We start from the raw sequence: 25,156 nt of genomic DNA, 5'->3' as shown, positions 1-25,156 counted from the left end.
CCGCCGCCGTCCGTCAGCTCGTCGGCGATCCCGCCGGCAGCGTCGAGGGATGAGCGAAGTAGGGAGGGCGCATGGCTGCCAACGACAACCGGACAGTGACCATCGCGGCCATCGCCCGCCTGGCGGGAGTGTCGGTGCCGACGGTGTCCCGGGTGATCAATGGTCGTTCGGATGTGGCTCCGCAGACCCGTGAGCGGGTGGAGGAGTTGCTGACGCGGCATGGTTACCGGCGTCGGCCGCCGAGTATGCGGGCCAGTTCGGGGTTGGTGGACCTGGTCTTCAACGACCTGGACAGTCCGTGGGCGGTGGAGATCATCCGGGGTGTGGAGGATGTGGCGCACGCGGCGGGGGTGGGCACGGTCGTGTCGGCCATCCACCGGCGCTCGTCCTCGGCCAAGCAGTGGCTGGACAACATCCGGACCCGGTCCACCGAGGGGGTCATCTTCGTGACCTCCACCCTCGAACCGCCGCAGCAGGCGGAGCTGCGCCGGCTCAACATCCCGGCCGTGATCGTCGACCCGGCGGGTGTTCCCGCCCAGGATGCGCCGACCATCGGCGCCACGAACTGGGCGGGGAGCCTGCGGGCGACGGAGTATCTGATCGGGCTGGGGCACCGGCGGATCGGGTTCATCGCCGGGCCGCCGCAGTTGATGTGCAGCCGGGCCCGGATGGACGGCTACCGGGCCGCCCTGGAAGCCGCCGGGATCCCGATCGACGACCGGTTGATCCAGGCGGGCAACTTCTACCACGAGGCCGGTTTCAACGGCGGGTTGCGGTTGCTGGGGCTGACCGAGCCGCCGACGGCGATCTTCGCGTCGAGCGACCAGATGGCGCTGGGCGTGTACGAGGCGGTCCGGCAGCGGGGTCTGCGGATGCCGGACGACATCAGCGTGGTCGGCTTCGACGATCTGCCGGAGGTGCGGTGGTGCTCGCCGCCGTTGACCACGGTGCGGCAGCCGCTGGCCGAGATGGGCATGCTGGCGGCGCGTACGGTGTTGCGGCTGGCCCGGGGTGAGCAGGTGGAGAGCCCTCGGGTCGAACTGGCCACCGAACTCGTCATTCGGGACAGTTCGTGCGCGCCACGGGCCGACCGGGGGTCCTCGGAGTGAACTGCGCCAACTACCGATAGTCGAGTGAAATTTCCGGCACTAGGGTGTGGGCGGGCGGCCGGTTGCCCGTCCTGGCCGCCCCGGGGCATGGTGCGGGCTGTCGCCGTACCGGTTGGGTGGGAAGTGTCGTGGTTGCCAGAGACACCCGGAAGATCACCATATCCGCGATAGCGGACCTCGCGGGAGTGTCGGTGCCGACGGTGTCCCGGGTGATCAATGGTCGTTCGGATGTGGCTCCGCAGACCCGTGAGCGGGTGGAGGAGTTGCTGACGCGGCATGGTTACCGGCGTCGGCCGCCGAGTATGCGGGCCAGTTCGGGGTTGGTGGACCTGGTCTTCAACGACCTGGACAGTCCGTGGGCGGTGGAGATCATCCGGGGTGTGGAGGATGTGGCGCACGCGGCGGGGGTGGGCACGGTCGTGTCGGCCATCCACCGGCAGACCTCCTCCGCGGAGCAGTGGCTCGACGGCATGCGCCGCCGGGGCACCGAAGGCGTGATCTTCGTGACCTCGATGGTCGAGCCGCCCCTGCAGGCCGAGCTGCGTCGGCTGAGCATTCCGGTGGTGATCGTCGACGCCGACGGTCTGCCGGCCCGGGAGGCGCCGACGATCGGCGCCACGAACTGGGCGGGGGGCCTGCGGGCGACGGAGTATCTGATCGGGCTGGGGCACCGGCGGATCGGGTTCATCGCCGGGCCGCCGCAGTTGATGTGCAGCCGGGCCCGGATGGACGGCTACCGGGCCGCCCTGGAAGCCGCCGGGCTGGCCTTCGACGAGGACCTCGTCTGCCCGGGCGACTTCTACCACGAGGCCGGTTTCAACGGCGGGTTGCGGTTGCTGGGGCTGACCGAGCCGCCGACGGCGATCTTCGCGTCGAGCGACCAGATGGCGCTGGGCGTGTACGAGGCGGTCCGGCAGCGGGGTCTGCGGGTACCGGACGACATCAGCGTGGTCGGCTTCGACGATCTGCCGGAGGTGCGGTGGTGCTCGCCGCCGTTGACCACGGTGCGGCAGCCGCTGGCCGAGATGGGCATGCTGGCGGCGCGTACGGTGTTGCGGCTGGCCCGGGGTGAGCAGGTGGAGAGCCCTCGGGTCGAACTGGCCACCGAACTCGTCGTCCGGGACAGCGCCGCACCGGCCTGACCGGCTACCGATATTTTTCCGGAAGTTGTTGACGTCGCATCCGGTGGGGCCGACGATGGGACTCGCCGTCCTTTCACCAAGGAACTGGCTGGTGGTGCCCGCCGTGCCCGCGGCACCGCCCGGCCGTGTCCGGCGGACGCCCACGCCGTCCGCCGGACACGGCACCCACTTCCCACCCGAGCCGGTGCGGGCCGTCGCCGGCTTCTGCCGTTGGCAGATCCGCTGACGGTGAACGAGCCGCCCGGACAGCGCCGACGAGGGGCAGGGTGGCTCACATGAAACTCCTCATGCTGGGCGGGTCGGGATTCGTGGGTGGGGCGGTGGTCGCCGAGGCGACGCACCGGGGCTGGGCGGTGACGGCGTTCAACCGGGGGCGGCACGGGGCGCCTCCGGCTGGCGTACGGCACCTGGTGGGTGACCGCACCACCGCCGACGGGTTGGCCGCGCTGACCGAGGGGGAGTGGGATCTCGTCGTCGACACCTGGGACGGTGCGCCCCGCGTCGCCCAGGCGACGGCGCGGATGCTGGCCGGCCGGGTCGGACACTACGTCTACGTCTCCAGCGGTTCGGTGTACGCCCAGCCGGTGCCGGCCGGCGTGACCGAGCAGGCCCCGCTGGTGGAGGCCGCTGCGGACGACATCGACGGTGACTACCCGATGCTCAAGGCCGGTGCCGAGCGGGCCCTGCGCGCGGTGCTCGGCGACCGGGTACTGCTCGCCCGCGCCGGCCTCATCCTCGGTCCGGGTGAGGACATCGGTCGGCTGCCGTGGTGGCTGACCCGTCTCGCCCAGGGCGGTGAGGTGCTCGCGCCCGGCCCGGTGGACCTGCCCGTGCAGTACGTCGACGTGCGCGACCTGGCGGCCTTCCTGCTGGATGCCGGGGCCGCCGGCCAGGCCGGAGCGGTGAACGTGGTGAGTCGACCCGGGCACACCACCATGGGCGAACTGCTCACCGCCGGCTTGGCGGCCACCGGCGCTGCCGCCCGGCTGCGCTGGATCGACCCGGGGCGCCTGCTCGCCGCCGGGGTGGAACCGTGGAACGATCTGCCGATCTGGATCCCGCCGGGGCACGAGTACCGGTGGCTGCAGCAGATGGACGTCACCCGTGCGTACGCCGACGGACTCGGCTGCCGCCCGGTGACCGAGACCGTTGCCGACACCTGGGCCTGGTTGCGCCGGGTGGGTTCGGTGCCGGCCCGGGCCGGTCGACCGGCCCGGCCGCCGGTCGGTCTGGACCCGGTCCGGGAGGCCGGCCTGCTCGCGGCCCTGGCCACCGACCCTCCGTCCCCGGTGCCACCCCGCTGACGTCGCTAGGCGAGGGGTACCGGCAGGTCCAGCACCTCGTCCACCGAGCGGCGGGGGGTGGGCCAGCCCGGCTGGCCGTACCCGATCCGCATCACCATCTGCGGCGTACCGAACCGTCCCAGCGACAGCCGGAGCTGCTCCCGGGCCGACGGCACCTCGATCGGTTGGGACAGCATCGACACCGACAGCCCGGCGTCGGTGGCGGTCAGCAGCACCCGCTGCAACGCCTGGCCCGCGACCACCTGGTCGACGGCGGTGTTGCCGGCGGAGCCGAGCACCGCCACCAGCGGCTCCGGCTCGAAGTCCCGCCCTGGTGCCCGCTGGGTGCCACCGAAGCCACGCGACGGAAGCAGATCCTGTGGCTCGGCCCGGGGGCCGCTGGCGGTCACCGGGACGCCGTCCGGCTCGGTGCCGGCGCGTACCCACGCCTCGCGTTCCGCCCGGTAGGCGGGGTCGCGTTCGAGGACCCGGTGTGCGCCGCGAGCGATCTCGGCGAAGGCGTTGACCGCGCTCACCCCGATCAGCAGTTCCAGCCAGCAGTGCTCGGCCCGGGCCGCCTCACCCAGTCGCCAACGGGAGTCGGCCGGGACCGGGTCGGGCCAGAACGGGGCACGGTTGCTGAACCGGCGCGGGATGGCCGCGTAGAGGCTCTGCTCGGCGGGGCTGGGTCGGCGCGGCAGGTCCGGCACCAGCCGGGCCAGCACGTCCGGCTCCGACGGGTACGGGCGCAGTCGTACCGTCGCCGGTGCGCCGGCCACCGCCAGGGCCAGGCGCAGGTTGAACAGCGCCGCTCCACCGGCGACGCGGGCACCCCAGCCGCTCGGGTCGGTGGCGGGCAGCCGTCGGGTCGGGTCGAGGAGCACTTCGATCCCACCGTCACGCAACCGGAACCGCCACGGCTGGACGTTGTGCAGGGACGGTGCACGGACCGCGTCGGTCGCGGCGGCCCGCAGTTGTTCGACGGTGTAGCCGGTCTCCATGGTCGTGCCCCCTCGCATCCGCCTGGTACCTCCCCACGGTGCGCCCCACCCACCCCCACCCAGCAGGGCCACACGTCCCGAACCCCCAGGACCCCCCGCCTCCCCGGCTTCCCCGGCCTCCCCCCTTTCCCACCCAGCACTCGACGATCATGAAGTTGTTGCCCAACGCGCCGAGGTGAGGTGGTGACAACTTCATGATCGATTGACCGGAGGGGGGCGGGGTGGGCGGGGAGGTTGGGACTTTCGGCCCGGGTGGGGGCGGGTGGGAGGGGGTAGAAAGGGGGGATGATCCGGGTGTTTCTGCTTGACGACCATGAGGTCGTCCGTCGTGGTCTGGCCGACCTGCTGCATGCCAGTGGGGACATCGAGGTGGTCGGTGAGTCCGGTTCCGCACCGGAGGCGGCCCGCCGGATTCCGGCGCTGCGGCCCGACGTGGCGATTCTTGACGCCCGGCTGCCCGACGGCAACGGCATCGACGTGTGCCGGGACGTACGGGCCGTGGACTCCTCGATCAAAGGGCTGATCCTGACCTCGTACGAGGACGACGAGGCGCTGTTCGCGGCGATCATGGCTGGTGCCTCCGGGTACGTGCTCAAGCAGATCCGGGGCACCGACCTCGTCGACGCGGTACGCCGGGTGGCGGCCGGTCAGTCGCTGCTGGACCCGGCGATCACCACCCGGGTGCTGGATCGCATCCGCAGCGGCGTGGAGCAGCCCCGCGAGCTGCAGTCCCTCACCGAGCAGGAGCGGCGCATCCTGGAATACGTCGCCGAGGGGCTGACCAACCGGGAGATTGCCAGCAAGATGTTCCTGGCCGAGAAGACGGTGAAGAACTACGTCTCCAGTGTGCTGGCCAAACTCGGTCTGGAGCGACGCACCCAGGCCGCGGTGCTGGCCACCCGCCTGCTGGGCAAGACGCACTGACCAGTGCGGCTCAGGCCCCCAACGGCACCGACCAGTGCAGCTCCGTGCCGTGCGGCTCGGCCTCGCGTACCTCGAAGGTGCCGCCGTGCCGTTCGGCGCGTTCGCGCAGGTTCACCAGTCCGCCCCGGGCGGCGGCCGGGTCGCAACCCACGCCGTTGTCGGTGACGGTGACGGCGACCCGGGCGGCGTCGACGCGTACCGCCACCGACACCGCCGTGGCCTCGGCGTGGCGTACGGCGTTGGACAGCGCCTCGCGGAGCACGGCGGCGAGTTCGGGGCGGACCTCGTCCGGCACGGCGCTGTCGATCGGCCCGGTCAGCTCCAGCCTCGGTCGGAAACCAAGTGACTCGGCGGCGGCCTCCACCGCCTCGCGGATCTCGGTGCGCAGCGCCGCGCTCATCGGGGTACGCAGCTCGAAGATGGTGCGGCGGATGTCCTTGATGGTGGTGTCCAGGTCGTCGACGGCGGCATTGATCCGCTTGGCGACCTCCGGCCGCGCGGTCAACGGCACCGCGCTCTGCAGTTGCAGGCCGGTGGCGAACAGCCGTTGGATCACCACGTCGTGCAGGTCCCGGGCGATCCGCTCGCGGTCCTCCAGCACCACCAGCTGCTCGCGTTCCTCCTGGCCACGGGCGCGTTCCATGGCCAGCGCCGCCTGACCGGCGAAGCTGCCCAGCAGGGCCACGTCGTCGTCGGTGGCGCCGCCGTGGTCGACGCGGTGCGCGATCACCAGCACCCCGTGCAGAGTGTCGGCGGTGGCCAGCGGAGAGATCACCGCCGGTCCGGTGTGCAGCACCGCCGGCCACGGCGCGGCGTGGGCCAGATCCTCCACCGAATCATGCCGACCCGCGACGACCGGACCGGCGAAGCTGGTGTCGGCGGCCGGCAGCACCGTGCCGACCAGCGCGCCGGCCTGGGCGCCGACGCCGTCGACGACCTCGACGGTGAAGTGCTCCGCATCCTCGTCGTAGAGCAGCACCAGGGCCAGTTCGGCCTCGGCGACCTCGCGGGCGCGCCGCGCCACCAGGGTCAGTGCGTCGGTACGGCGCACCTCGCCGAGCAGCAGTGAGGTGATCTCGGCGGTGGCGGCGAGCCAGCGTTCCCGCCGGTGGGCCAGCGCGTACAGCCGGGCGTTCTCGATCGCCACGCCGGCCGCACCGGCGAGCGCGACGACGATCTCCTCGTCGTCCTCGGTGAACTCGACGCCGCCCTGCTTCTCGGCCAGGTAGAGGTTGCCGAAGACCTGGTCGCGGATGCGTACCGGCACGCCGAGGAAGGTGTGCATCGGCGGATGGTGCGGCGGGAAGCCGTACGAGTTCGGATGCTGGGTGATGTCCGGCATCCGCACCGGTTTCGGTTCGTCGATGAGCAGGCCGAGCACCCCTCGGCCGTGCGGCAGGTCACCGATCTTCGCGTGCAGCTCCGGGGAGATGCCGTGGGTGATGAAGTCGTGCAGCATCCGGTCGGGACCGATCACCCCGAGCGCGCCGTAGCGGGCCCCGGCCAGGTCGCAGGCCGCCTGCACGATGCGCCGCAGGGTGCTGCGCAGATCGAGGTCGGTGCCGATGCCGACGACCGCGTCGAGCAGCGCCCGTAGGCGTTCCCGGCTGGTCATGACCTCGCCGACGCGATCCAGCATCTCCTGGAGCAGTTCGTCCAGGCGTACTCGGGACAGTGGGCTCAGGCCGAGCGACGGTGGCTCGTGCCGGGGGTTGGGTGCACCGACGGTCACCCGGCGATGCTAACCGGCGACCGGCCGCGCGGAAACGCCCGACGCCGGCCGGCGGGGTGTCCGGGACAGCGCGGTCAGGCGGCGTCGCCGGCCACCGCCGAGGTGTCCACCACCTGCTCGCGGGGCAGTCGCGGGGTGTGCGGTGGGCCGGCGTGCGCCGGGTCGGCGACCCCCAGGCGCAGGCCGAGGTACGGCTGGCCGAGCCCGGCGAGCAGCTGGCGCAGGGTCTGCCGGGTGGCCGGCACCTCGACCACCCCGCTGAGCGGGACCATCGAGACACCCAGTCGGGTGGCGGCCAGCCAGGCGGCCGACAGCGCCTCCCCGGCCCGCAGCCAGTCGACCGGCTCGTCCTGGTCGCCGTAGAGCACCGCGTAGGACGCCGCCCGGTCGTGTCCCGGCCCGACCGGCAGCGTGCCCGCGCGACCGAAGTCCCGCCCCGGCACGGTGGTCTGCGCGGGCTGCTCCGGCAACACCTCGGGAGGGAGCCCGGTGTCGCCGGCACGGCTGGTCCAGTACTCCAGCTCCTCCCGCAGCCGGGAGTCCTCCGCCTCGACCGTGGCGGCCTGCGAGGCGGACGCGGCCAGTTGCAGCATCTGGTCGCGGTCGAGGACCTCCAACCGGGCACCCTCCGCGACGGCGGCCGCCGCGATGGCGCTCAACGAGTCGTCGGAGACCGGCTCGTCGCTGACCGGACGCCGGTCGGTGTGCCGCACCTGCATGCACTGCACCGCCCGCATCGCGTCCGGGTCGGCGCCGGTGGCCCGTGGCTCGGTGAGCCGGGCGAGCAGGTCGGGGTCGCCCGGGTCGGGCATCCGCCGCACGGTGGTCGCCCACCCCTCGGCGGCCAACGCCAGCCGGGCGTGGTGCAGCGCCGCACCGCAGCTGAGGGTGACCAGCTCGCCCTCCGGGTCGGTGGCGGCCAACCTGCTGTCGCGGACCACCCGCAGTTCCAGCGCGTCGGGCAGCACCCGCCAGCGCCACGGCTGGCTGTTGTGCACCGACGGCGCGTGACCGGCCATCGCGGCGGCCTCCGCGAGGGCGGTGGTCAGCGGGCGGTGGGTAGCCGGCGTCTGGTGGCTCATCCTCACGACCTTTCCGTCTCTGCCCATCGTGCCGCACCTCGGTACGGCTGTGGGCGCGGTCCGGTTCATCGTGCGTCATCGGTCGCCGGGTCGCACGATCCGCACGTCACGACCCGGCGGGACGTCTGGCCCGCGTTCCGCCGCGACCGCCCGGCCCGGCTGGGACGATCCGCAGGTGGGTGAGCGACGTTCGGCCGGCGACCGGGGCGAGGGCGAGTGCCTGCCGGACCAACCGGTGCGTCCGCAACCCGAGGCATCCCGTCGGCGGCGTGGCAGCTGGTGGCTGTGGATCCCGCTGGCCGGTCTCACGCTGCTGGTGCTGGCCGGTGCGGCGGTGCGACCGGCCGGGCTTCCCGGCGTCGCCGACGCGCTGTGGGCGGTGGCCACCCTCGCGGCGCTGCTGCCGGCGGCCGTGGCGGTGCTGCGGGACCTGCTGCGGCGGCGGTTCGGCGTGGACGTGATCGCCGTGCTGGCGCTGGGCGGCGCACTTGTCGTCGGCGAGTACCTGGCCGGTGCGGTGGTCGCGGTGATGCTGGCCACCGGGCGGACCCTGGAGGCGTACGCGCAGCGCCGGGCGACCCGTGATCTGCGGGCGCTGCTGGAGCGCGCACCCCGTACCGCCCGGCGGCGCACCGCCGACGGTGCTGTCGAGGAGGTGCCGGTGAACCGGGTGGCGGCCGGTGACCGGTTGCTGGTCGGTCCGGGTGACGTGGTCGCCGTCGACGGTGTCACCGAGGCACCCGCGACCCTGGACGAGTCGGTGGTCACCGGGGAGTCCCGGCTCGTCGAGCGGCCGGCCGGGGCCCGGGTGGCCAGCGGTGTGGTCAACGCCGGGGCCGCGTTCGGCTTGCGGGCCACGGAGAGCGCCGAACGCAGCACGTACGCCGGCATCGTCCGGCTGGCCGAGGAGGCGACCGCCCGCAGGGCACCGACGGTGCGACTGGCCGACCGGTACGCCGCCGCCTTCGTGCCGTTCACGCTGGCGCTGGCCGGGTTGGGCTGGGTGCTCTCCGGCGACTTCCTCCGGGCGGTGGCGGTGCTGGTGGTGGCCACGCCGTGTCCGTTGCTGCTGGCCACCCCGATCGCCATCGTCTCCGGGTTGTCCCGGGTGGCCCGACGCGGGGTGCTGGTTCGCGACGGCGGTTCGTTGGAGGTCCTGGGCCGGGCGCGCACCCTGCTCGTCGACAAGACCGGGACGCTGACCGCCGGCCGTCCCCGGGTCGCCCACCTCGTCGTGGCTCCCGGCGGCGACCCCGACGAGGTGTTGCGGTTGGCCGCCTCGGTGGAGCAGTTGTCCTCGCACGTGTTGGCGGCGGCGCTGGTGCGCGCCGCCGGGGAGCGCGGTCTTCGGCTGGTCACCCCGGCTGAGGTGACCGAGGAGCCCGGCCGGGGGGTGAGCGGGCGGGTGGACGGCCGGCGCGTCCGGGTCGGCCAGTTCGCCGGTGAGTTGCCGCAGTGGGCCGAGCGGGCCAGCCGTCGGGCCGGCGCGGCGGGACACTCGCTGGTCTGGGTGGCCGAGGAGACCGGGCCGCTCGGCGCTGTCCTGCTGGAGGATCCGGTACGCCCCGACGCCCGCCGGACCGTGGCTCGGCTGCGTGCCGCCGGCCTCACCCGGATCGTGATGGTCACCGGCGACCGGCCGGAGGACGCCCGCCGGGTCGCCGACGCGGTGGGCGTCGACGACGTGCTGGCCCGGTGCACGCCGCGGGAGAAGGCGACCCGGGTCCGAGCCGAGGCGGGCCGGGCGGTCACCGTGATGGTGGGCGACGGGGTGAACGACGCCCCGGCGCTGGCGGAGGCCCAGGTCGGCGTGGCGATGGGCGCCACCGGGGCGACCGCCTCGGCCGACGTCGCCGACGCGGTGCTCAGCGTCGACCGCCTCGATCCGCTCGCCGACGCGGTTGAGGTGGCCCGGTACGCCCGTCGGATCGCGGTGCAGAGCGCCACGGTCGGCATGGGGTTGGCGCTGCTCGCGATGGGTTTCGCGGCGGCCGGTCGGCTGCCGCCCGTGGCGGGCGCGTTCCTGCAGGAGGGCATCGACGTGCTGGTGATCCTCAACGCGCTGCGCGCGCTTCGCGGTGGTTCCCGTGGGCCGGCCTGACCGCGGCCGGCCCACGGCGCATCTCAGCGCTCCCGCACCACCGCGACCGGGCAGTGGGCGTGCTGGAGAAGCTGCTGGCTGACCGAGCCGAGCAGCATGCCCCGCAGCCCACCGCGCCCCCGGCTGCCGACCACGATCAGTTGCGCGTTGCGGCTGGCGTCGACGAGCAGACCGGCCGGCGCGGCCGCGGCGGTCTCGACGGTCACCTCGACGTCGGGGAAGCGGCCCTGCCAGCGGTGCAACGCCTCGTCCAGCTCGGCACGCTGGTCGGCGAGCGCCGCGTCGCGGGCCTGCTCGCCGCGCAGGCTCCACTGGTCCCGTGGCGGCTGCCAGGCCCGCACCACGTGCAGCGGTACCCGACGCAGGGCGGCCTGTTCGACGGCGAAGCCGAGGGCCAGCAGCGACTGTTCGGAGCCGTCCACCCCGACCGCGACGTGCCCGGTCCGCTCGCTCTCGGCGGGTCGGCGACGGACCACCACCACCGGGCAGTGCGCGTGCGCGGTGACGGCGACGGCGGTCGACCCGGCGAGCAGACCGGCGAAGCCACCGTGACCACGGCTGCCCAGCACCAGCAGGCCGGCCTGCGTCGATGCCTCCTCGAGGATGAGGGCGGGCGGACCGTCCAGCACCTCGCCGCGTACGTCCAGGCCCGGATGGGTGGCGGCGGCGTCCGCGACGGCCTTGCCGACCAGTTCCTCGACCTGCCGGCGGGCCTGCTCGTCGGGCCACATCCCCGGCGTGACGCCCGGACCGACCCAGCCGGCCACGGTCAACCACTCGAAGACGTACGCCAACCGGACCGGCCGGCCGTCGCGGCGGGCCTGATCGAGCGCCCACTCCAGGGCCGTCGCGGCGTCCGGGGAGCCGTCGTAGCCCACCAGGATCTCCGCGTCCGCGCCGTGCTCGCTCATGACGGGCATCTCCTCACCGGTTGGTCGGGTCGGTCTCGCGGACCCAGCGCCACTCCGCGACCCGAGGGTCGTCCTCGCCGAAGCGGCGGGTGTAGTCGCGGGCGGACTGGCGCGCGTCGGTCATCTCCTGGCGCAGGTGCGCGGCGCGGGCGGCCAGACCGGGAACCCGGTCGATCACGTCGATCACGAGGTGGAAGCGGTCCAGGTTGTTGAGCATCACCATGTCGAACGGTGTGGTGGTGGTGCCCTCCTCCTTGTACCCGCGCACGTGCAGATTGTGGTGGTTGGTGCGGCGGTAGGTGAGCCGGTGGATCAGCCACGGGTAGCCGTGGTAGGCGAAGATGATCGGCTTGTCGCGGGTGAACAGCGTGTCGAACTCGGAGTCCGGCAGGCCGTGCGGGTGCTCGGAGTCCGGCTGGAGCCGCATCAGGTCGACGACGTTGATCACCCGTACCTTCAGTTCGGGCAGGTGCTGGTGCAGCAGGTCCGCGGCGGCGAGCGTCTCCAGTGTCGGCACGTCACCGGCGCAGGCGAGCACGACGTCCGGTTCGCTGCCGTCGTCGGTGCTGGCCCAGTCCCAGATGCCCAGGCCACGCCGGCAGTGCGCGACGGCCTCGTCCATGGTGAGCCAGCTGGGCGCGATCTGCTTGCCGGCCACCACCACGTTGATGTAGTGGCGACTCCGTAGGCAGTGGTCCATGGTGGAGAGCAGGGTGTTCGCGTCCGGCGGCAGGTAGACCCGCACGACCTCGGCCTTCTTGTTCATCACGTGGTCGATGAAGCCCGGATCCTGGTGGGAGAAGCCGTTGTGGTCCTGCCGCCAGACATGGCTGGACAGCAGGTAGTTCAGCGAGGCGACCGGCTGCCGCCACGGGATGCCACGGGTGACCTTCAGCCACTTGGCGTGCTGGTTGACCATCGAGTCGACGATGTGGATGAACGCCTCGTAGCTGGTGAAGATTCCGTGCCGGCCGGTGAGCAGGTAGCCCTCCAACCAGCCCTGGCACAGGTGCTCGGAGAGGACCTCCATCACCCGTCCGTCGGGGGAGAGGTGGTCGTCCCCGTCGACGGTGCCGGCCACCCAGGCCCGGTCGGTGACCTCGAAGGCGGCCTGGAGGCGGTTGGAGGCGACCTCGTCCGGTCCGAACAGCCGGAACGTCTGCGGGTTGGCGCTGATCACGTCCCGGACCCACTTGCCGAGTTCGCCGGTGGCGCTGGTGACCGTCGCGCCGGGCCGGGGCACCTCGACGGCGTAGTCGCGGAAGTCGGGCAGGTTCAGGTCGCGTAGCAGCGTGCCGCCGTTGGCGACCGGGTTGGCGCTCATCCGTCGTGGCCCTCGGGGCGGCAGATCGGCCAGCTCGGCGACGGGCGCGCCGGTGGCGTCGAACAGCTCCTGCGGGCGGTAGCTGCGCAGCCACCTTTCCAGCTCGGCCAGGTGATCCGGGTTGTCGCGGACCTCGGAGAGCGGCACCTGGTGCGCGCGGTAGGTGCCCTCGACCCGCTTGCCGTCGACATCGTGCGGCCCGGTCCAGCCCTTCGGGGTACGCAGCACGATCATCGGCCAGCGCGGGCGTTCGACGGTTCCGCCGGAGCGGGCGTGGCGCTGGATCTCGGCGATCTCGTCGAGCGCGCGGTCCAGGGTGGCCGCCAGGGTCTGGTGCACCACGGCGGGATCGTCGCCGGCCACCACGTACGGCTGGTAGCCCTGGCCCCGCATCAGGTCGAGCAGGTCGGACTCGGGGATGCGGTCCAGCACCGTCGGGTTGGCGATCTTGTATCCGTTGAGGTGCAGGATGGGCAGCACCGCGCCGTCGCGAGCGGGGTTGAGGAACACGTTGGACAGCCAGCTGCCGGCCAGCGGGCCGGTCTCCGCCTCGCCGTCGCCGATCACGCAGGCGACCAGCAGGTCGGGGTTGTCGAAGGCGGCGCCGTAGGCGTGACTGAGCGCGTACCCCAGCTCGCCGCCCTCGTGGATCGAACCCGGCACCTCCGCGGCGACGTGGCTCGGGATGCCGCCGGGGAAGGAGAACTGGCGGAACAGCCGGGCCATGCCGGCCTCGTCGCGACCGATGTCGTGGTAGAGCTCGCTGTAGGTGCCTTCGAGCCAGGTGTTCGCCACCAGCGCCGGTCCGCCGTGTCCGGGTCCGGTGATGTAGATGGCGCTGAGATCCCGCGCCACGATGGCCCGGTTCAGGTGGGCGTAGATCAGGTTCAGCCCGGGAGAGGTGCCCCAGTGCCCGAGCAGGCGGGGCTTGACGTGCTCGGGGGCCAGCGGTTCGCGCAACAGGGGATTGTCCAGCAGGTAGATCTGCCCGACGGTGAGGTAGTTCGCCGCCCGCCAGTAGGCGTCCAGCCGGCGCAGTTCGTCATCGGTCAGGGGGCTTCGCAGGTCTACAGCGGTGTCCATACTGCTTGAGCCTCTCGCGGGTCGGTGAATCTCGCATCCGCAACGCGGTTTCCTCTGTCAGCTTCGCGGAATCGGCGATCCTGGATCAGGGCCGTTGGTCCCGCCGGCCCGGGTGTCACGACCCGTCCGGGTCCGGTGTGTCGGTCACGCCACGGATCACCAGTACGGGGGACGGCGCGTGGTAGAGCAGTGACTGGCTGACCGCGCCGAGCATCCCGCGCAGCGGCTCCTCGCCCCGGGCGGCGACCACCACCAACTGCGCCGAGCGGGACTGGTCGACCAGCACGTCACCGGGCTCGCCCCGGATGACGTGGCACTCGACGGCGGCGTCGGGATGGTCGGCCCGATGGCGGGACACCGTGTCGCTGAGCCGTTCGGTGGCCTCCTCGACGATGCCGTCGGGGTCGACCACCCAGACCGCCAGCAGCCGAGCGCCGTGCCGGATGGCGCAGGTGAGCGCCCAGTCCAGTGCCACCTCGCCGGAGGCCGAGCCGTCGATGCCGACCAGGACCGGGCCGGAGGGTGGTGGTTCCCGCCGGGCGACCAGCACCGGGCACTCGGCGCGGGCGGCCACCTGCACGGCGGGACTGTCCGCCGGTATGCAGCGGTCGCAGTGGGCCATACCGCCGTCGCCGACCACCACCAGAAAGGCGGCCTCCGACCGGCGGACCAGGTTCGCCACCGCCGAGCCCTCGGCGATCTCGGCGGTGACCGGCACGCCCGGCTCGTTCGCGTTGGCCGCCGCGGTCGCCTCGGCGATCAACTGTTCGGCGGCGGCCCGGGAGCTGGAGACCGCCGGTGCGTCGAAGGCCGCCCAGTTGAAGGCGTGCAGCAGGTGCAGCCCGCGTCCGTGGGCGGCGGCGACCCGGGCGGCGAGGCGGGCCACCGGCAGGGCGTCCTCCGGACCGACGCCGACGAGCACCGGCGCGTCGCTGGCTGCGGCCATCGCCATCACCCCCGCAGCTGTCGCGCTCGGCCTGCTGTTGAGGCTAGTCGCGCCGGTGCTGCTCCGGGGCGTGATCGCCGCACCGCCGGTGGGTGGTCAGGACGCCGGCCGGGCCCGCACCACGACGGCACTGGCGTTGTCGGCCCCACCGGCGTCCAGTGCGGCGCGCAGCAGAGTCCGGACCGCGTCCGCCGGCTCAGCCCGGATGAGGGCCTCCTGCATCACGTGGTAGCTGACCTGGTCGCTCACCCCGTCGGTGCAGAGCAGCCAGGTGTCGCCGGGACGCACCGTCACGGCCAGCAGGTCGGCTTCCGGTGCGGCCGGGTGGCCGGCGTAGCGGGTGAGCTGGTACCGGGCCCGGGCGGCGGCGGGAGAGTCGCTCGGGTACCAGCCGTGCAGCACCCCCAGCCAGGCGACGGTGTGGTCGGTGGTGACCAGTTCCAGCAGGTCGTTGCGGAGCCGGTAGGCCCGTGAGTCGCCCAACTGGACCACCCAGCCCTGGCCGCCCTCCGGCTCGACGACCAGACCGGTGAGAGTGCAGCCGGTCAGCTGGGGGCTACCTCGCCCAGCCTCGAGTACGGCGGCCTGGACCGCGTCGGCAACGGTGCGGAGCCGGTCGGCCCCGATCTCGGGCCACGCCTCGCGGACGAGCGCGGCGAACGTCGGTACCGCGGCGGCACCGGCGCGACGGCTGCCCACCCCGTCGCCCATCCCGTCGGCCACCACGACGAAGGGGAGGGCGGGATCGACGTGCAGGACGTCGTAGTTGTCGCGGTACCGGTTGCCGACCACGCTGCCGCCGGCCATCTCGAGAGTCAGGTCGGTGAGCGTGAAACGGCTTGCCTGGTAGTCCGCGTCCTGGCTCACCGGGCCTCCAACCGACGGCTGGCGCGGAACGCCCGCGCGGCCACGACCCTAGCGAAGGGGAACCACACCTCGGATGTCAACCGGGGTTGACACTCCGGCGATGTCAATGTAAGTTGACGCCATGAGTCAGGCGACGGAACTCGCGGCCGCGGCCGGCAGCACCGACCCCCGGGTCGGCCTGCGTGCCGTCCGCGCCCTGCGCCGGCTGCTCGAACGGCTTGAGGTGGTCCAGGTCGACAACGCCCGACGGCAGGGCTGGTCGTGGCAGGAGATCGCCGACGCGCTCGAGGTCAGCCGGCAGGCGGTGCACAAGAAGCACGCCGGGCGACCGGCGGTCGATTCCTCCTGGGAGGCGTGATGTTCGAACGATTCACCGACCGTGCCCGCGAGGTGGTGCGACGGGCCCGCGAGGAGGCCCGCGCCGAGGGCCAACGGCCGGTCGGCACCGAGCACCTTCTGCTGGCCGTTCTCGCCGACGGGGACGGCCTGGCCGCGCGGGTGCTCCGCGACGCGGGTGTCACCGCGGACGACCTGCGCGAGCGGGTCCACCGCCACACCGCGACCGGGGGCAGCGGCCTGGGCGAGGCCGATGCGGCGGCGCTGCGTGAGATCGGCATCGACCTGGCCGCCATCGTCACCCGGATCGAGGAGTCGTTCGGCAAGGACGCCCTCCGCGAGGCGGTGCCGGCACCGCGCCGCCGATGGGGCCGGCGACGGCCGACCGGTGGTCCCTTCTCGGCCCGTTCGAAGAAGGTGTTGGAGCTGTCGCTACGCGAGGCGATCCGGCTGCGGCACCGCCACATCGGCACCGAGCACATCCTGCTCGGCCTGCTGCGGGAGGGAAACGGCCTCGCCGCGCTGGCGCTCACCGAGGCCGGGGTAGACCTGGCCGACGTACGCCAGCGGGTCGAGGTCGCGCTGCGCGCCAGCGCCTGACGACCGACTGCTCCGCGTCCCCCGACGAACGTCGGTCGAAACGTCGGCACGGGGCGTCGGCGGGGTGAATCGAGGCACATCGGCGTCGGGTCGCCCAACCCGGCACGGTGCTGCACACTGACGCCGTGGAAGCTGGACGGGACGAAGGGCCGCTGCGCAGCGCGGTGGTGGTCAATCCGGTCAAGGTGACCGATCTCGACGCGTTGCGCCGGACCGTCGGCGACACGCTCGACGCGGCCGGCTGGCCGGAACCGCTGTGGTTCGAGACCACCCCCGACGATCCCGGTCGCGGGCAGACCGAGAAGGCGCTCGCCGCCGGGGTCGACGTGGTCTTCGCCTGCGGCGGCGACGGTACGGTGATGGCCTGCGTCGATGCTCTGGTCGGCACCGAGGTGGCACTCGCCGTGCTGCCTCAAGGCACCGGCAACCTGCTCGCCGCCAACCTGGGGCTCTCCGACGAACTGCCCGCCGGGCTGGCGGTGGCCATCGAGCGTGGCCGCCGCCTGCTCGACGTCGGTGCGGTGGACGGGCACCACTTCGCGGTGATGGCCGGCATGGGTTTCGACGCCCAGATGCTCGACGCCACGAGCGAGACCACCAAGCGCCGGATCGGCTGGCCCGCGTACGTGGTCGGGGCGGCACGACACCTGCGGGACCGGCCGATGCGGGTGTCGATCCGGCTGGACGACCAGCCGCCGTTGCGCCGCCGCGCCCGTTCGGTGCTGGTCGCCAACGTCGGTCGGCTCCAGGGTGGGGTGACCCTGCTCACCGAGGCGGAGCCCGACGACGGGTACCTCGACGTCGCCGTGCTCACCCCGCGCACGCTGCGGCACTGGCTCACCCTCGGCTGGGCGGTGTTGCGCCGTCGCGACCGGGTGCCGCGGATGGAGGTGTACCGCGCCCGTCGAGTGGAGATAACCAGCAACCGGAGCCAGCCTCGGGAACTGGACGGCGACCTGATCGAACCGGGTAGCCAGCTGCGGGTGCAGATCCGGCGGCGGGCGTTGTGGCTGTGCGTACCGCGGCCGGAGCAGGCGCCCGACCTGGCCGAGGACGCGTCGGCCGCCGCCGAGCGCGGCGAACGCCTCGTCGAGGAGGGCCGGGGTGAGCGCGAGGAGTGAGCTTGCGAGCCCCGCAGTCGCGAACGGAGGGCCGGTTCGGTGAGCGCGAGGAGTGAGCTTGCGAGCCCCGCAGTCGCGAACGGAGGGCTGGCCGGGGTGAGCGCGAGGAGTGAGCTTGCGAGCCCCGCGGTCGCGAACGAGAGGGTCGCTCGGTGAGCAGCACCAGGATCGTGCCGGAGACCCGGCTGATGTCCGACGAACAGCTCTGCGCCGACCATGCCTGGCAGACGCTGCGCCGGGAGGGCGGCTGGCACCTGTTGCGTGACGCGTTCACCCGGTTCCGCTACGGCGACGGGTTCAGCCACTCCCGTGCCTTCGCGTTTCAGCTCTGCCTGGCCGTGGTGCCGTTCCTGATCGCCCTCACCGGGCTGATCTCCGAGCTGGGCGTGGCCGAGGGTGGGGAGGTGGTCGCCGACACGGTGCTGGCGTTGACCCCTGGCACCAGTGACCAGATGGTCGCCGAGCTGCTCGGCGGGGGCGACGGCGCGGGCGCCGAGCAGGTCGAGGAGACCGGCGAGGTGGCGCTCACTCTCGGTCTGATCACCGGCCTGGTGGCGCTGACCAGCACCATGGCCCAGATCGAGCGGGGCGCCAACCGGATCTACGGCGTCGAACGGGACCGCCCGGCGCTGTGGAAGTACCTGCGGGCGGCCGTGCTCGCCGTCACCGCCGGTCTCCCGGCGCTGGCCGGGTTCCTCATCCTGGTCGGCGGTGGGCCGATGGGCGACTCGGTGGAACGCCACTACTCCTGGGGTGATGTCGCCGGGACGGTGTGGGACGTGGTGCGTTGGCCGCTCAGCCTGGGCCTGACGGTGCTCGCCGTCGCGGTGCTGTTCCGCCACGCGCCCCGCCGTCACCAGCCCGGCCTGTCCTGGCTGTTGTTCGGTGCCGGCATCGCGACCACCATGTGGTGGCTGGCCAGCCTCCTGCTCGCCGGGTACGTGCGGTTCAGCGAAGACTTCGGGCAGACCTACGGTGCGCTGGCCGGGATCATGGCGCTGCTGCTCTGGGCGAACCTCACCGGCATGGCGTTGTTCGGCGGGCTCTCGTTCGCGGCGCAACTGGAGGCGGTACGCATCGGCGTGCAGGAGCCGGCGAAGCCGGACCTGTGGGAGCCGAACGTACAGCGGGTACCGGTGCACGACACCGGCGAGATGACCGCACTCTGACCGTCCGGTCGCCGGGTGTACCGCGGCGGCGGATCGGGTACTGCGCCACGCCAGAAGCGAAGGAGGCTGCCGTGGGCGCGGTCAGGGACGTACTGCGACGACCCCTGGGACATTTCACCGAACGTACGCTCGCCGGTCTGGCGCTCGTGCTCGGTGCCGGGGTGGGCTTCGGGTTGCTGCTGGTGCTGGTCCGGGTGCGGTGGTCGCCGCTGTACGACGTGGACCACGGCGTGGCCCAGTGGCTCAACGACCAGGTGTCACCGATCGGGCCGCTGGTGACGGTGCTCAACGCCATCACCGACCTCGGTGGCCGGGCGGTCATCATCTGGTTGGTGACGGTCGCCGTGGTCGGCTTGCTGATCCGCCGGCAGGGTCGCCTCGCGGTGTTCCTGATCGTCACCGGCGCGGGCGCGCTGATCCTCGACCCGTCGCTCAAGACGCTCGTCGACCGGTTGCGTCCCGAGGTGGAGGTGCCGATCGGCGCGTACGCGGGGCAGAGCTTCCCCAGCGGTCACGCCCTCGGGTCGATGGTGGCCTACGGCGCGTTGTTGCTGGTGTTCCTGCCGGCGATGGCACCCCGCTGGCGCCGGCCGGCGATGGCCCTGGTCGCCGCCGTCGTCTTCCTGATCGGGTTCACCCGGGTGGCGCTCGGTGTTCACTTCCTCTCCGACGTGATCGGTGCCTGGCTGCTCGGCGCGGCCTGGTTGGGCGTCACCGCGTACGCCTTCCGGTTGTGGCGGTTGGAGCGGGGGCGGCCCGCGGCGCCGTTGACCGAGGGGTTGGAGCCGGAGGCCGGGCAGGAGGTGGCGCCCGCGCCGGACGAGGAGAAGCTGCTGCCGCACGCCCGGGCCGGCGTCGCCGAGATCATCGTCGGCTGGGTGCTGGTGTTCGGTGCCCTCTACGGCTTCGGCATGTTCGTCAGCTACTACGCCGACAGCACCTTCCTGGCCAGCCTCGACGAGACGGTGCCGACCTGGTTCGCCGAGCGGCGTACCCCGGCGCTCGACGATTTCAGCTGGTGGTGGAGCAAGGTCGGCGACACCCACGCCATCCTGGCGATCTCGCTGGTCTTCTGTCCGCTGGTGCTGGCCATCTGGCGGCGGTGGCGGCCGGTGCTGTTCGTGGCGTTGACCATGTTCGGCGAGTTGACCCTCTTCCTGGCCAGCGCGGCGGCGGTGGACCGGCCCCGCCCGCCGGTGGAGAACCTGGACGGTCCGATGCCGACCTCGTCGTTCCCGTCCGGGCACATCGCCGCCACACTCTGCATCTGGGTGGCGATCGCCGTGATCGTCTTCCCTCGTACCGACCGGTGGTGGCGGTGGGTCTTCGTGGCGCTCGCCGTGGTGATGCCGGTCGGGGTGGCGGTCTCCCGGATGTACCGGGGCATGCACCACCCGACGGACTTCATGGGCGCGATCCTGCTCACCACGCTCTGGATCGGGCTGTTGTACTGGGTGGTACGCCCCAACGAGGACGTCCGGCAGGGCAACCAGCCGGCCATCGAGTCGGAGGACGTGGACACCCTCGACGACGAGCTGGCCCGGGCCGGCCGGCCCGGCTGAGCCGCCCGTGTTGCGGGTGATGACCTGGAACATCCGCACCGGTGGCCGGGACCGTGGCGGTCCGGACCGGCGCGAGCTGGTGGCCCGGGTCATCGGCCGGCAGCGGCCGGACGTGCTCGCGTTGCAGGAACTGGGTGGTCTCGACGTCGCGGGCTTCGCCGGCGGCGTCGGGCTCCGGCCGTACCTGGCCCGCTCCTGGCTGGGGCAGCCGGTCGCGGTGCTGGTGCGGGCACCGTGGCCGGTGCTGGCCGCCGCACCGGTACGTCGGCCGTTCCACCACGCGGCCCAACGTGTGGTGGTGGGCACCGACGCCGGTCCGCTGACGGTGCTCGGTACCCATCTCGACCCGTACTCGGGCACCCGACGGCTGGTCGAGGCGGGGTGGGCGGCCGGCGCCGTGCGTACCGGCCGGGACGGCCTGGCGCTGCTCGCCGGTGATCTGAACACCCTCGACCCGTACGCCGAGCACGCCGACCGGGTGGGTCGGCTACCGCCCGCGTACCGGCGACGGCATCTGCGTCGGGACGGGCGGACGTTGGAGACCCGCGCGGTGGCCCGGCTGCTCGCCGCCGGGCTGGTGGATCTCGGCACCGACGCCGGCCCGACAGTGCCCACCGCCCACGGTGGCGCCGAGTTCCCCGACGTGCGCCTGGACTACCTGCTCGCCACCCCCACCCTGGCCACCCACCTCACCCGCGTGGAGGTGGTCCGCACCCCCCACACCGACCACGCCTCCGACCACTACCCCCTGCTGGCCGAGTTCGCCCTCACCCCGCCGGCGGCGGTCACAGGAGCAGGTTGAGCAGGACGGTCAGGACGATCGAGGCGAGGATGGAGAAGAGGACCATCAGGAGGCAGCCGACGCCGCCGCCGGCGGGGCGGATCTCCGTGTTACCGATGCGCATCGATCACTCCTCGTCGTTCACAGGTCACGCAGTCGGGGCAGCAGTTCGTCCTGCGCCCAGTCCAGGAACATCGGTTGGGTGTCGCCGCCGACCTGGACCAGGGCCACGTGGGTGAAGCCGGCGTCGACGAACTTCTTGAACGCCGCCACGTGCTTGTCGACGTCCGGGCCGCAGGAGAGTTCGGCGGCCACGTCCTCCTCGCGGACGCCGCGGGTGGCCGCCGCGAAGGAGTCGGTGTCGGGCAGGTCGGTGTTGACCTTCCAGCCCAGTCCGAACCAGCGGAACTGATCGTGGGCGATCTTGCGGCACTCGGCCTCGTCCGGTCCGTAGCAGATGGCCACCTGCCCGTAGCGCGGGCGTCCGGCCCCGCCGGCCTGCTCGTACATCTCGACCAGGTGCGGCTCCGGATCGGTGGCGATCATGCCGTCGGCGTACTCGGCGGCCAGGGTCGCCGACTGCCGGCCGGAGGCGGCCACCGCCATCGGCACCGGCGTGTCCGGACGGTCCCACAGGTAGGCGTCCGGCACGTCGAAGTGGTTGCCGGAGAAGGTCAACGTCTCGCCGTTCAGCAGCGGACGGATGATCTGCAACGCCTCCTCGAACATCTCGTGCCGCTGCTGCACGTGCGGCCAGCCGCCCACCACGTGCTCGTTGAGGTTCTCCCCGGCACCGAGGCCGAGGGTGAACCGCCCGTCGGAGAGCACCCCCAGGGTGGACGCCTTCTGCGCCACCACCGCCGGGTGGTAACGGCGGATCGGGCAGGTCACGAAGGACATCAGCGCCGCCCGGGAGGTGGCGTGCGCGACCGCGCCCAGCACCGACCAGGCGTACGGGGAATGCCCCTGCGACTCCAGCCAGGGGTAGTAGTGGTCGGACATGACGAGGTGGTCGAAGCCCGCCGCCTCGGCCCGTACGGCGTGGTCGACGAGTTCCTTCGGACCTGCCTGCTCGCACATCAGGGTGTAGCCGACGCTGACCATTGACGTCTCCTTCGGGCCGAGGACGGGTCATTCCGGATACCCCGGCCCGGATCGGTCAACCCCTGTTCGGCGCTTGACGGTGCGCTCGGCCCGTGCCTACCGTTGTCTGAACCGGTTCAGATGCCGGCGTGGTGTACGTCCTGTGGTGGGGATGTCCGCCCCCGTGACGACTCGGTGTCTCCTGGGTCGTCACGGGCAGCCGGCGTACTGAACCGGTTGCTTTCGCCATCCCATCGGCATACGCTGATGCCTCGCCGGGTCTGAACGCGGCTGTCGGGCTGCAGCCGCGCACCTGCCACTCACCGCACCCCCTGGGCACGGGGGAGACACCTCCTGCGAGGAATGCATGAGAAAACTGTTCGCGGCCGTCGGCGCCATCCTGCTGGCGACCGTCGCCGCAGTGTTCGCCTTCGGGCCTTCGGCCCAGGCCGCCGCCGGCTTCACGGTCAGCAACGGTCGGCTCTACGACGCCAACGGCAACGAGTTCATCATGCGTGGGGTCAACCACGCGCACACCTGGTATCCGAACCAGACCAGTTCCTTCGCCGACGTCAAGGCCCTCGGCGCCAACGCGGTGCGGGTCGTGCTCTCCAGTGGCGACCGGTGGACCCGCAACAGCGCCAGCGACGTGTCGAACGTGATCCAGCTCTGCAAGGCCAACCGGCTGATCTGCGTGCTGGAGGTGCACGACACCACGGGGTACGGCGAGCAGAGCGGGGCGGTCAGCCTGGACCGCGCGGTCGACTACTGGCTCAGCATCGCCAGTGCGCTCAACGGCCAGGAAGCGTACGTCATCGTCAACATCGGCAACGAGCCGTACGGGAACCAGAACTACTCGTCGTGGGCCACCGACACCGCCAACGCGATCCGCCGGCTGCGCACCGGCGGCCTCACGCACACCATCATGGTGGACGCGCCGAACTGGGGTCAGGACTGGTCGTTCACCATGCGCGACAACGCGCCCACGGTGTTCAGCGCCGATCCGGCCGGCAACACGGTCTTCTCGATCCACATGTACGGCGTCTTCGACACCGCCGCCGAGATCAGCGACTACCTGGGCCGGTTCCGCAGCCGTGGCCTGCCCATCGTGGTCGGCGAGTTCGGGCACAACCACTCCGACGGCAACCCCGACGAGGACGCGATCCTCTCCTACACCCAGGCCAACGGCATCGGCTGGCTCGGCTGGTCGTGGAGCGGCAACAGCGGTGGCGTGGAGTACCTCGACATGGCCACCAACTTCAACCCGAACCAGCTGACCAGTTGGGGTGAGCGGTTGTTCAACGGCACCAACGGCATCCGGCAGACCGCACGGCAGGCGAGCGTCTACGACTCGATTCCGCCGACCACGCCGCCGCCGTCGACCCCGCCCCCGTCCACGCCGCCCCCCTCGACTCCGCCGCCCTCGACGCCGCCCCCGTCGACCCCGCCGCCGAGCGCCGGTTGCACGGCGACCTACTCGATCACCGGGCAGTGGCAGGGTGGCTTCCAGGGCGACGTGCGGGTGACCGCCGGCTCCACCGCCATCAACGGCTGGACGGTGCGCTGGACGTACGCCAACGGACAGACGGTGACCCAGTCCTGGAACGCGACGATCTCCAGCAGCGGATCCACCGTGACCGCCCGCAACGTCTCCTACAACGGTCGTCTCGGTGCCGGGGCCAGCACCAACTTCGGCTTCCTCGGCAGTTGGGCCGGGACCAACTCGGCTCCTGCGGTGAGCTGCACGGCGAGCTGACCTCACACCGTCGGTGGCCGGGCCCGGCACGGGCCCGGCCACCGCTGTGCCGTGGTCGAGGTGGAAAGGGCTCAGTCGGGTTCGCCGGAAATGGGGGAGGGCTCCGACCGGGCATCGGTCGTGTTCATCGAATTCACCAGTTCGGTGCATTCGGTGAGGTCCCGGTGATCGCTGTCCAGAGCGTGGGAAATAATTGCCAACGAGGTGCGTGAGTCACTTATTCGCCGGCGGAGTACGTTTCGCTGTTCGGTCAGCAGCTGCCGCCATACCGTCGGGTCGTCCCGGTTGGTCAGTAGTGCCCGCAGTTGGCCGAGGCTGAACCCGGCCTCCTTGCCGAGCAGGATCAGACCGACCTGACCGGCGTGTTTTCGCTGGTAACGACGCCGTCCGTTGGGTTGCCGGTCAGGGGCGAGCAGACCCATCGCCTCCCAGTGCCGCAGTACGTGTGGAGCCAGGCCGAACCGGCCGGCCAGCTCGCCGATAGTCATTGATCGCCCACCAGATCTTGACTTCATGTCAGCATTAACTTGCATCATTGCGATTGGCGTCAAGCCGCGGCGGCCGACTCCCAGAAAAGCGATTGAAGTCTTGACAAGTGGAGGCGTCAGTGCAGTTGTTGCGTCAAGCGGGTCATGCGAGGTTGCGGGCCGTACTGACCATGCTGGTCGTACTCGCCGCGGCAATCGGCGTCAACCTGGCGGCGTCGTCGCCGGCCAGCGCGGCGACCACGACCATCTGCAAGAGTTCCCCGGTACCGGCCGGCTACGTGATCATCGCCGAGGGCTCGTCGAGCTCCTGCCCGTACGCATACCCGAACACCTGGACCATCACCACCCCGTCCACCACCGGCACCACCACGGTCTGCAAGGTGTCGACCATCCCGGCCGGCTACGTCATGCTCAGCGAGGGTAATTCCACGCAGTGCCCGTACGCGTGGCCGAACACGATGACGATCCGGATTCCGTCCACGAGCACCACCACCGTGGTCTGCAAGGCCGGGCCGCTGCCGGACGGCTACGTGATCCTGGCCCAGGGCAACTCCACCCAGTGTCCGTACGCCTGGCCGAACACCTGGACCATCCGCATCCCGTCCGCCAGCGGCACCACCGTCGTCTGCGGGGTCTCGCCCGTTCCGTCGGGCTACGTCGTGGTCGGTACCGGATACTCCAGCCAGTGTCCGTACTCCTCGCCGAACACCAAGAGCATTCGGCGTCCCTGACCGGTAGCGCGTGCAGCCGGGCGG

At 72.1% G+C, this 25,156-nt stretch carries 22 protein-coding genes; 13 read left to right on the top strand and 9 right to left on the bottom strand.

Annotated elements, in window-relative coordinates:
• Positions 1–71: 71 nt before the first annotated feature.
• From O7605_RS11265 to O7605_RS11255, 3 genes are all read left to right on the top strand, one after another.
• Positions 72–1,109 (top strand): LacI family DNA-binding transcriptional regulator, encoded by a 1,038-nt coding sequence (locus tag O7605_RS11265; RefSeq protein ID WP_269739137.1) that lies wholly within the window; start codon positions 72–74, stop codon positions 1,107–1,109.
• Between the two features lie 128 nt (positions 1,110–1,237).
• The gene (locus tag O7605_RS11260; protein WP_269739136.1) at positions 1,238–2,251 is read left to right on the top strand and encodes a LacI family DNA-binding transcriptional regulator; all 1,014 of its coding nucleotides are present in this window, start codon (positions 1,238–1,240) and stop codon (positions 2,249–2,251) included.
• A gap of 275 nt (positions 2,252–2,526) precedes the next feature.
• Positions 2,527–3,555, top strand: coding sequence for an NAD-dependent epimerase/dehydratase family protein (locus O7605_RS11255; protein WP_269739135.1), 1,029 nt, complete (start codon positions 2,527–2,529; stop codon positions 3,553–3,555).
• A gap of 5 nt (positions 3,556–3,560) precedes the next feature.
• Here O7605_RS11255 and O7605_RS11250 read toward each other — a convergent pair whose 3' ends face one another.
• Positions 3,561–4,535 carry an Acg family FMN-binding oxidoreductase gene (locus tag O7605_RS11250; protein ID WP_269742602.1) on the bottom strand — a complete coding sequence of 325 codons (975 nt, stop codon included), beginning with the start codon at positions 4,533–4,535 and terminating at the stop codon, positions 3,561–3,563.
• A gap of 285 nt (positions 4,536–4,820) precedes the next feature.
• Between O7605_RS11250 and O7605_RS11245 the strand changes: the two genes are divergently transcribed.
• Positions 4,821–5,459, top strand: a complete 639-nt coding sequence (locus tag O7605_RS11245) for a response regulator (protein WP_099846899.1) — start codon at positions 4,821–4,823, stop codon at positions 5,457–5,459.
• A 10-nt stretch (positions 5,460–5,469) separates the two neighbouring features.
• Here O7605_RS11245 and O7605_RS11240 read toward each other — a convergent pair whose 3' ends face one another.
• Positions 5,470–7,143 (bottom strand): GAF domain-containing sensor histidine kinase, encoded by a 1,674-nt coding sequence (locus tag O7605_RS11240; protein ID WP_269742601.1) that lies wholly within the window; start codon positions 7,141–7,143, stop codon positions 5,470–5,472.
• 122 nt (positions 7,144–7,265) lie between these two features.
• Complete coding sequence (locus tag O7605_RS11235; RefSeq protein ID WP_269739134.1) at positions 7,266–8,273, bottom strand: Acg family FMN-binding oxidoreductase; 1,008 nt, start codon at positions 8,271–8,273, stop codon at positions 7,266–7,268.
• A 175-nt stretch (positions 8,274–8,448) separates the two neighbouring features.
• Here O7605_RS11235 and O7605_RS11230 point away from each other — a divergent pair, with 175 nt between their 5' ends.
• Positions 8,449–10,374, top strand: coding sequence for a heavy metal translocating P-type ATPase (locus O7605_RS11230; protein ID WP_443083912.1), 1,926 nt, complete (start codon positions 8,449–8,451; stop codon positions 10,372–10,374).
• Positions 10,375–10,397: 23 nt separating this feature from the next.
• Here the strand turns inward: O7605_RS11230 and O7605_RS11225 are convergent, their stop codons facing one another.
• The 4 genes from O7605_RS11225 to O7605_RS11210 form a co-directional block, all read right to left on the bottom strand.
• Complete coding sequence (locus O7605_RS11225; RefSeq protein ID WP_269739133.1) at positions 10,398–11,285, bottom strand: universal stress protein; 888 nt, start codon at positions 11,283–11,285, stop codon at positions 10,398–10,400.
• 13 nt (positions 11,286–11,298) lie between these two features.
• Positions 11,299–13,692: a phosphoketolase family protein gene (locus tag O7605_RS11220; protein WP_269739132.1), complete on the bottom strand. Its 2,394-nt coding sequence runs from the start codon at positions 13,690–13,692 to the stop codon at positions 11,299–11,301.
• Positions 13,693–13,807: 115 nt separating this feature from the next.
• Positions 13,808–14,638 (bottom strand): universal stress protein, encoded by an 831-nt coding sequence (locus O7605_RS11215; protein WP_269739131.1) that lies wholly within the window; start codon positions 14,636–14,638, stop codon positions 13,808–13,810.
• Positions 14,639–14,734: 96 nt separating this feature from the next.
• Positions 14,735–15,505, bottom strand: a complete 771-nt coding sequence (locus tag O7605_RS11210) for a PP2C family protein-serine/threonine phosphatase (protein ID WP_269739130.1) — start codon at positions 15,503–15,505, stop codon at positions 14,735–14,737.
• Positions 15,506–15,626: 121 nt separating this feature from the next.
• Between O7605_RS11210 and O7605_RS11205 the strand changes: the two genes are divergently transcribed.
• The 6 genes from O7605_RS11205 to O7605_RS11180 all read left to right on the top strand — a co-directional run bounded on the left by O7605_RS11205 (position 15,627) and on the right by O7605_RS11180 (position 21,095).
• Positions 15,627–15,863: an HTH domain-containing protein gene (locus O7605_RS11205; protein WP_093402906.1), complete on the top strand. Its 237-nt coding sequence runs from the start codon at positions 15,627–15,629 to the stop codon at positions 15,861–15,863.
• The gene (locus tag O7605_RS11200) at positions 15,863–16,441 is read left to right on the top strand and encodes a Clp protease N-terminal domain-containing protein (protein WP_269739129.1); all 579 of its coding nucleotides are present in this window, start codon (positions 15,863–15,865) and stop codon (positions 16,439–16,441) included. Before O7605_RS11205 ends, O7605_RS11200 begins: the two co-directional genes overlap by 1 nt.
• Positions 16,442–16,566: 125 nt before the next feature.
• Entirely contained in the window at positions 16,567–17,562 is a 996-nt protein-coding gene (locus O7605_RS11195; RefSeq protein ID WP_269739128.1) for a diacylglycerol/lipid kinase family protein, read from the top strand.
• A 152-nt stretch (positions 17,563–17,714) separates the two neighbouring features.
• A complete protein-coding gene (locus O7605_RS11190) occupies positions 17,715–18,731 on the top strand; it encodes a YihY/virulence factor BrkB family protein (protein WP_269739127.1) in 1,017 nt (338 codons plus the stop codon).
• A gap of 71 nt (positions 18,732–18,802) precedes the next feature.
• A complete protein-coding gene (locus O7605_RS11185) occupies positions 18,803–20,293 on the top strand; it encodes a phosphatase PAP2 family protein (RefSeq protein WP_269739126.1) in 1,491 nt (496 codons plus the stop codon).
• Between the two features lie 7 nt (positions 20,294–20,300).
• Positions 20,301–21,095: an endonuclease/exonuclease/phosphatase family protein gene (locus O7605_RS11180; RefSeq protein WP_269739125.1), complete on the top strand. Its 795-nt coding sequence runs from the start codon at positions 20,301–20,303 to the stop codon at positions 21,093–21,095.
• Positions 21,096–21,215: 120 nt separating this feature from the next.
• On the opposite strand, the gene O7605_RS11175 is transcribed toward O7605_RS11180, so the two are convergent.
• Positions 21,216–22,178 carry a TIGR03557 family F420-dependent LLM class oxidoreductase gene (locus O7605_RS11175; RefSeq protein ID WP_269739124.1) on the bottom strand — a complete coding sequence of 321 codons (963 nt, stop codon included), beginning with the start codon at positions 22,176–22,178 and terminating at the stop codon, positions 21,216–21,218.
• Positions 22,179–22,524: 346 nt separating this feature from the next.
• On the opposite strand from O7605_RS11175, the gene O7605_RS11170 reads away from it, so the two are divergent.
• Positions 22,525–23,913, top strand: coding sequence for a cellulase family glycosylhydrolase (locus tag O7605_RS11170; RefSeq protein ID WP_269739123.1), 1,389 nt, complete (start codon positions 22,525–22,527; stop codon positions 23,911–23,913).
• 71 nt (positions 23,914–23,984) lie between these two features.
• Here O7605_RS11170 and O7605_RS11165 read toward each other — a convergent pair whose 3' ends face one another.
• Positions 23,985–24,401, bottom strand: a complete 417-nt coding sequence (locus O7605_RS11165; protein ID WP_269739122.1) for a MerR family transcriptional regulator — start codon at positions 24,399–24,401, stop codon at positions 23,985–23,987.
• Between the two features lie 152 nt (positions 24,402–24,553).
• On the opposite strand from O7605_RS11165, the gene O7605_RS11160 reads away from it, so the two are divergent.
• A complete protein-coding gene (locus tag O7605_RS11160) occupies positions 24,554–25,132 on the top strand; it encodes a hypothetical protein (RefSeq protein ID WP_216592581.1) in 579 nt (192 codons plus the stop codon).
• Positions 25,133–25,156 lie beyond the last annotated feature (24 nt).

Source organism: Verrucosispora sp. WMMA2121 (assembly GCF_027460185.1).
Classification (GTDB): Bacteria; Actinomycetota; Actinomycetes; order Mycobacteriales; family Micromonosporaceae; genus Micromonospora; species Micromonospora palythoicola.
Note: the sequence above shows the minus strand (reverse complement) of the source record. Positions and strands in the feature narration are given on the sequence as shown.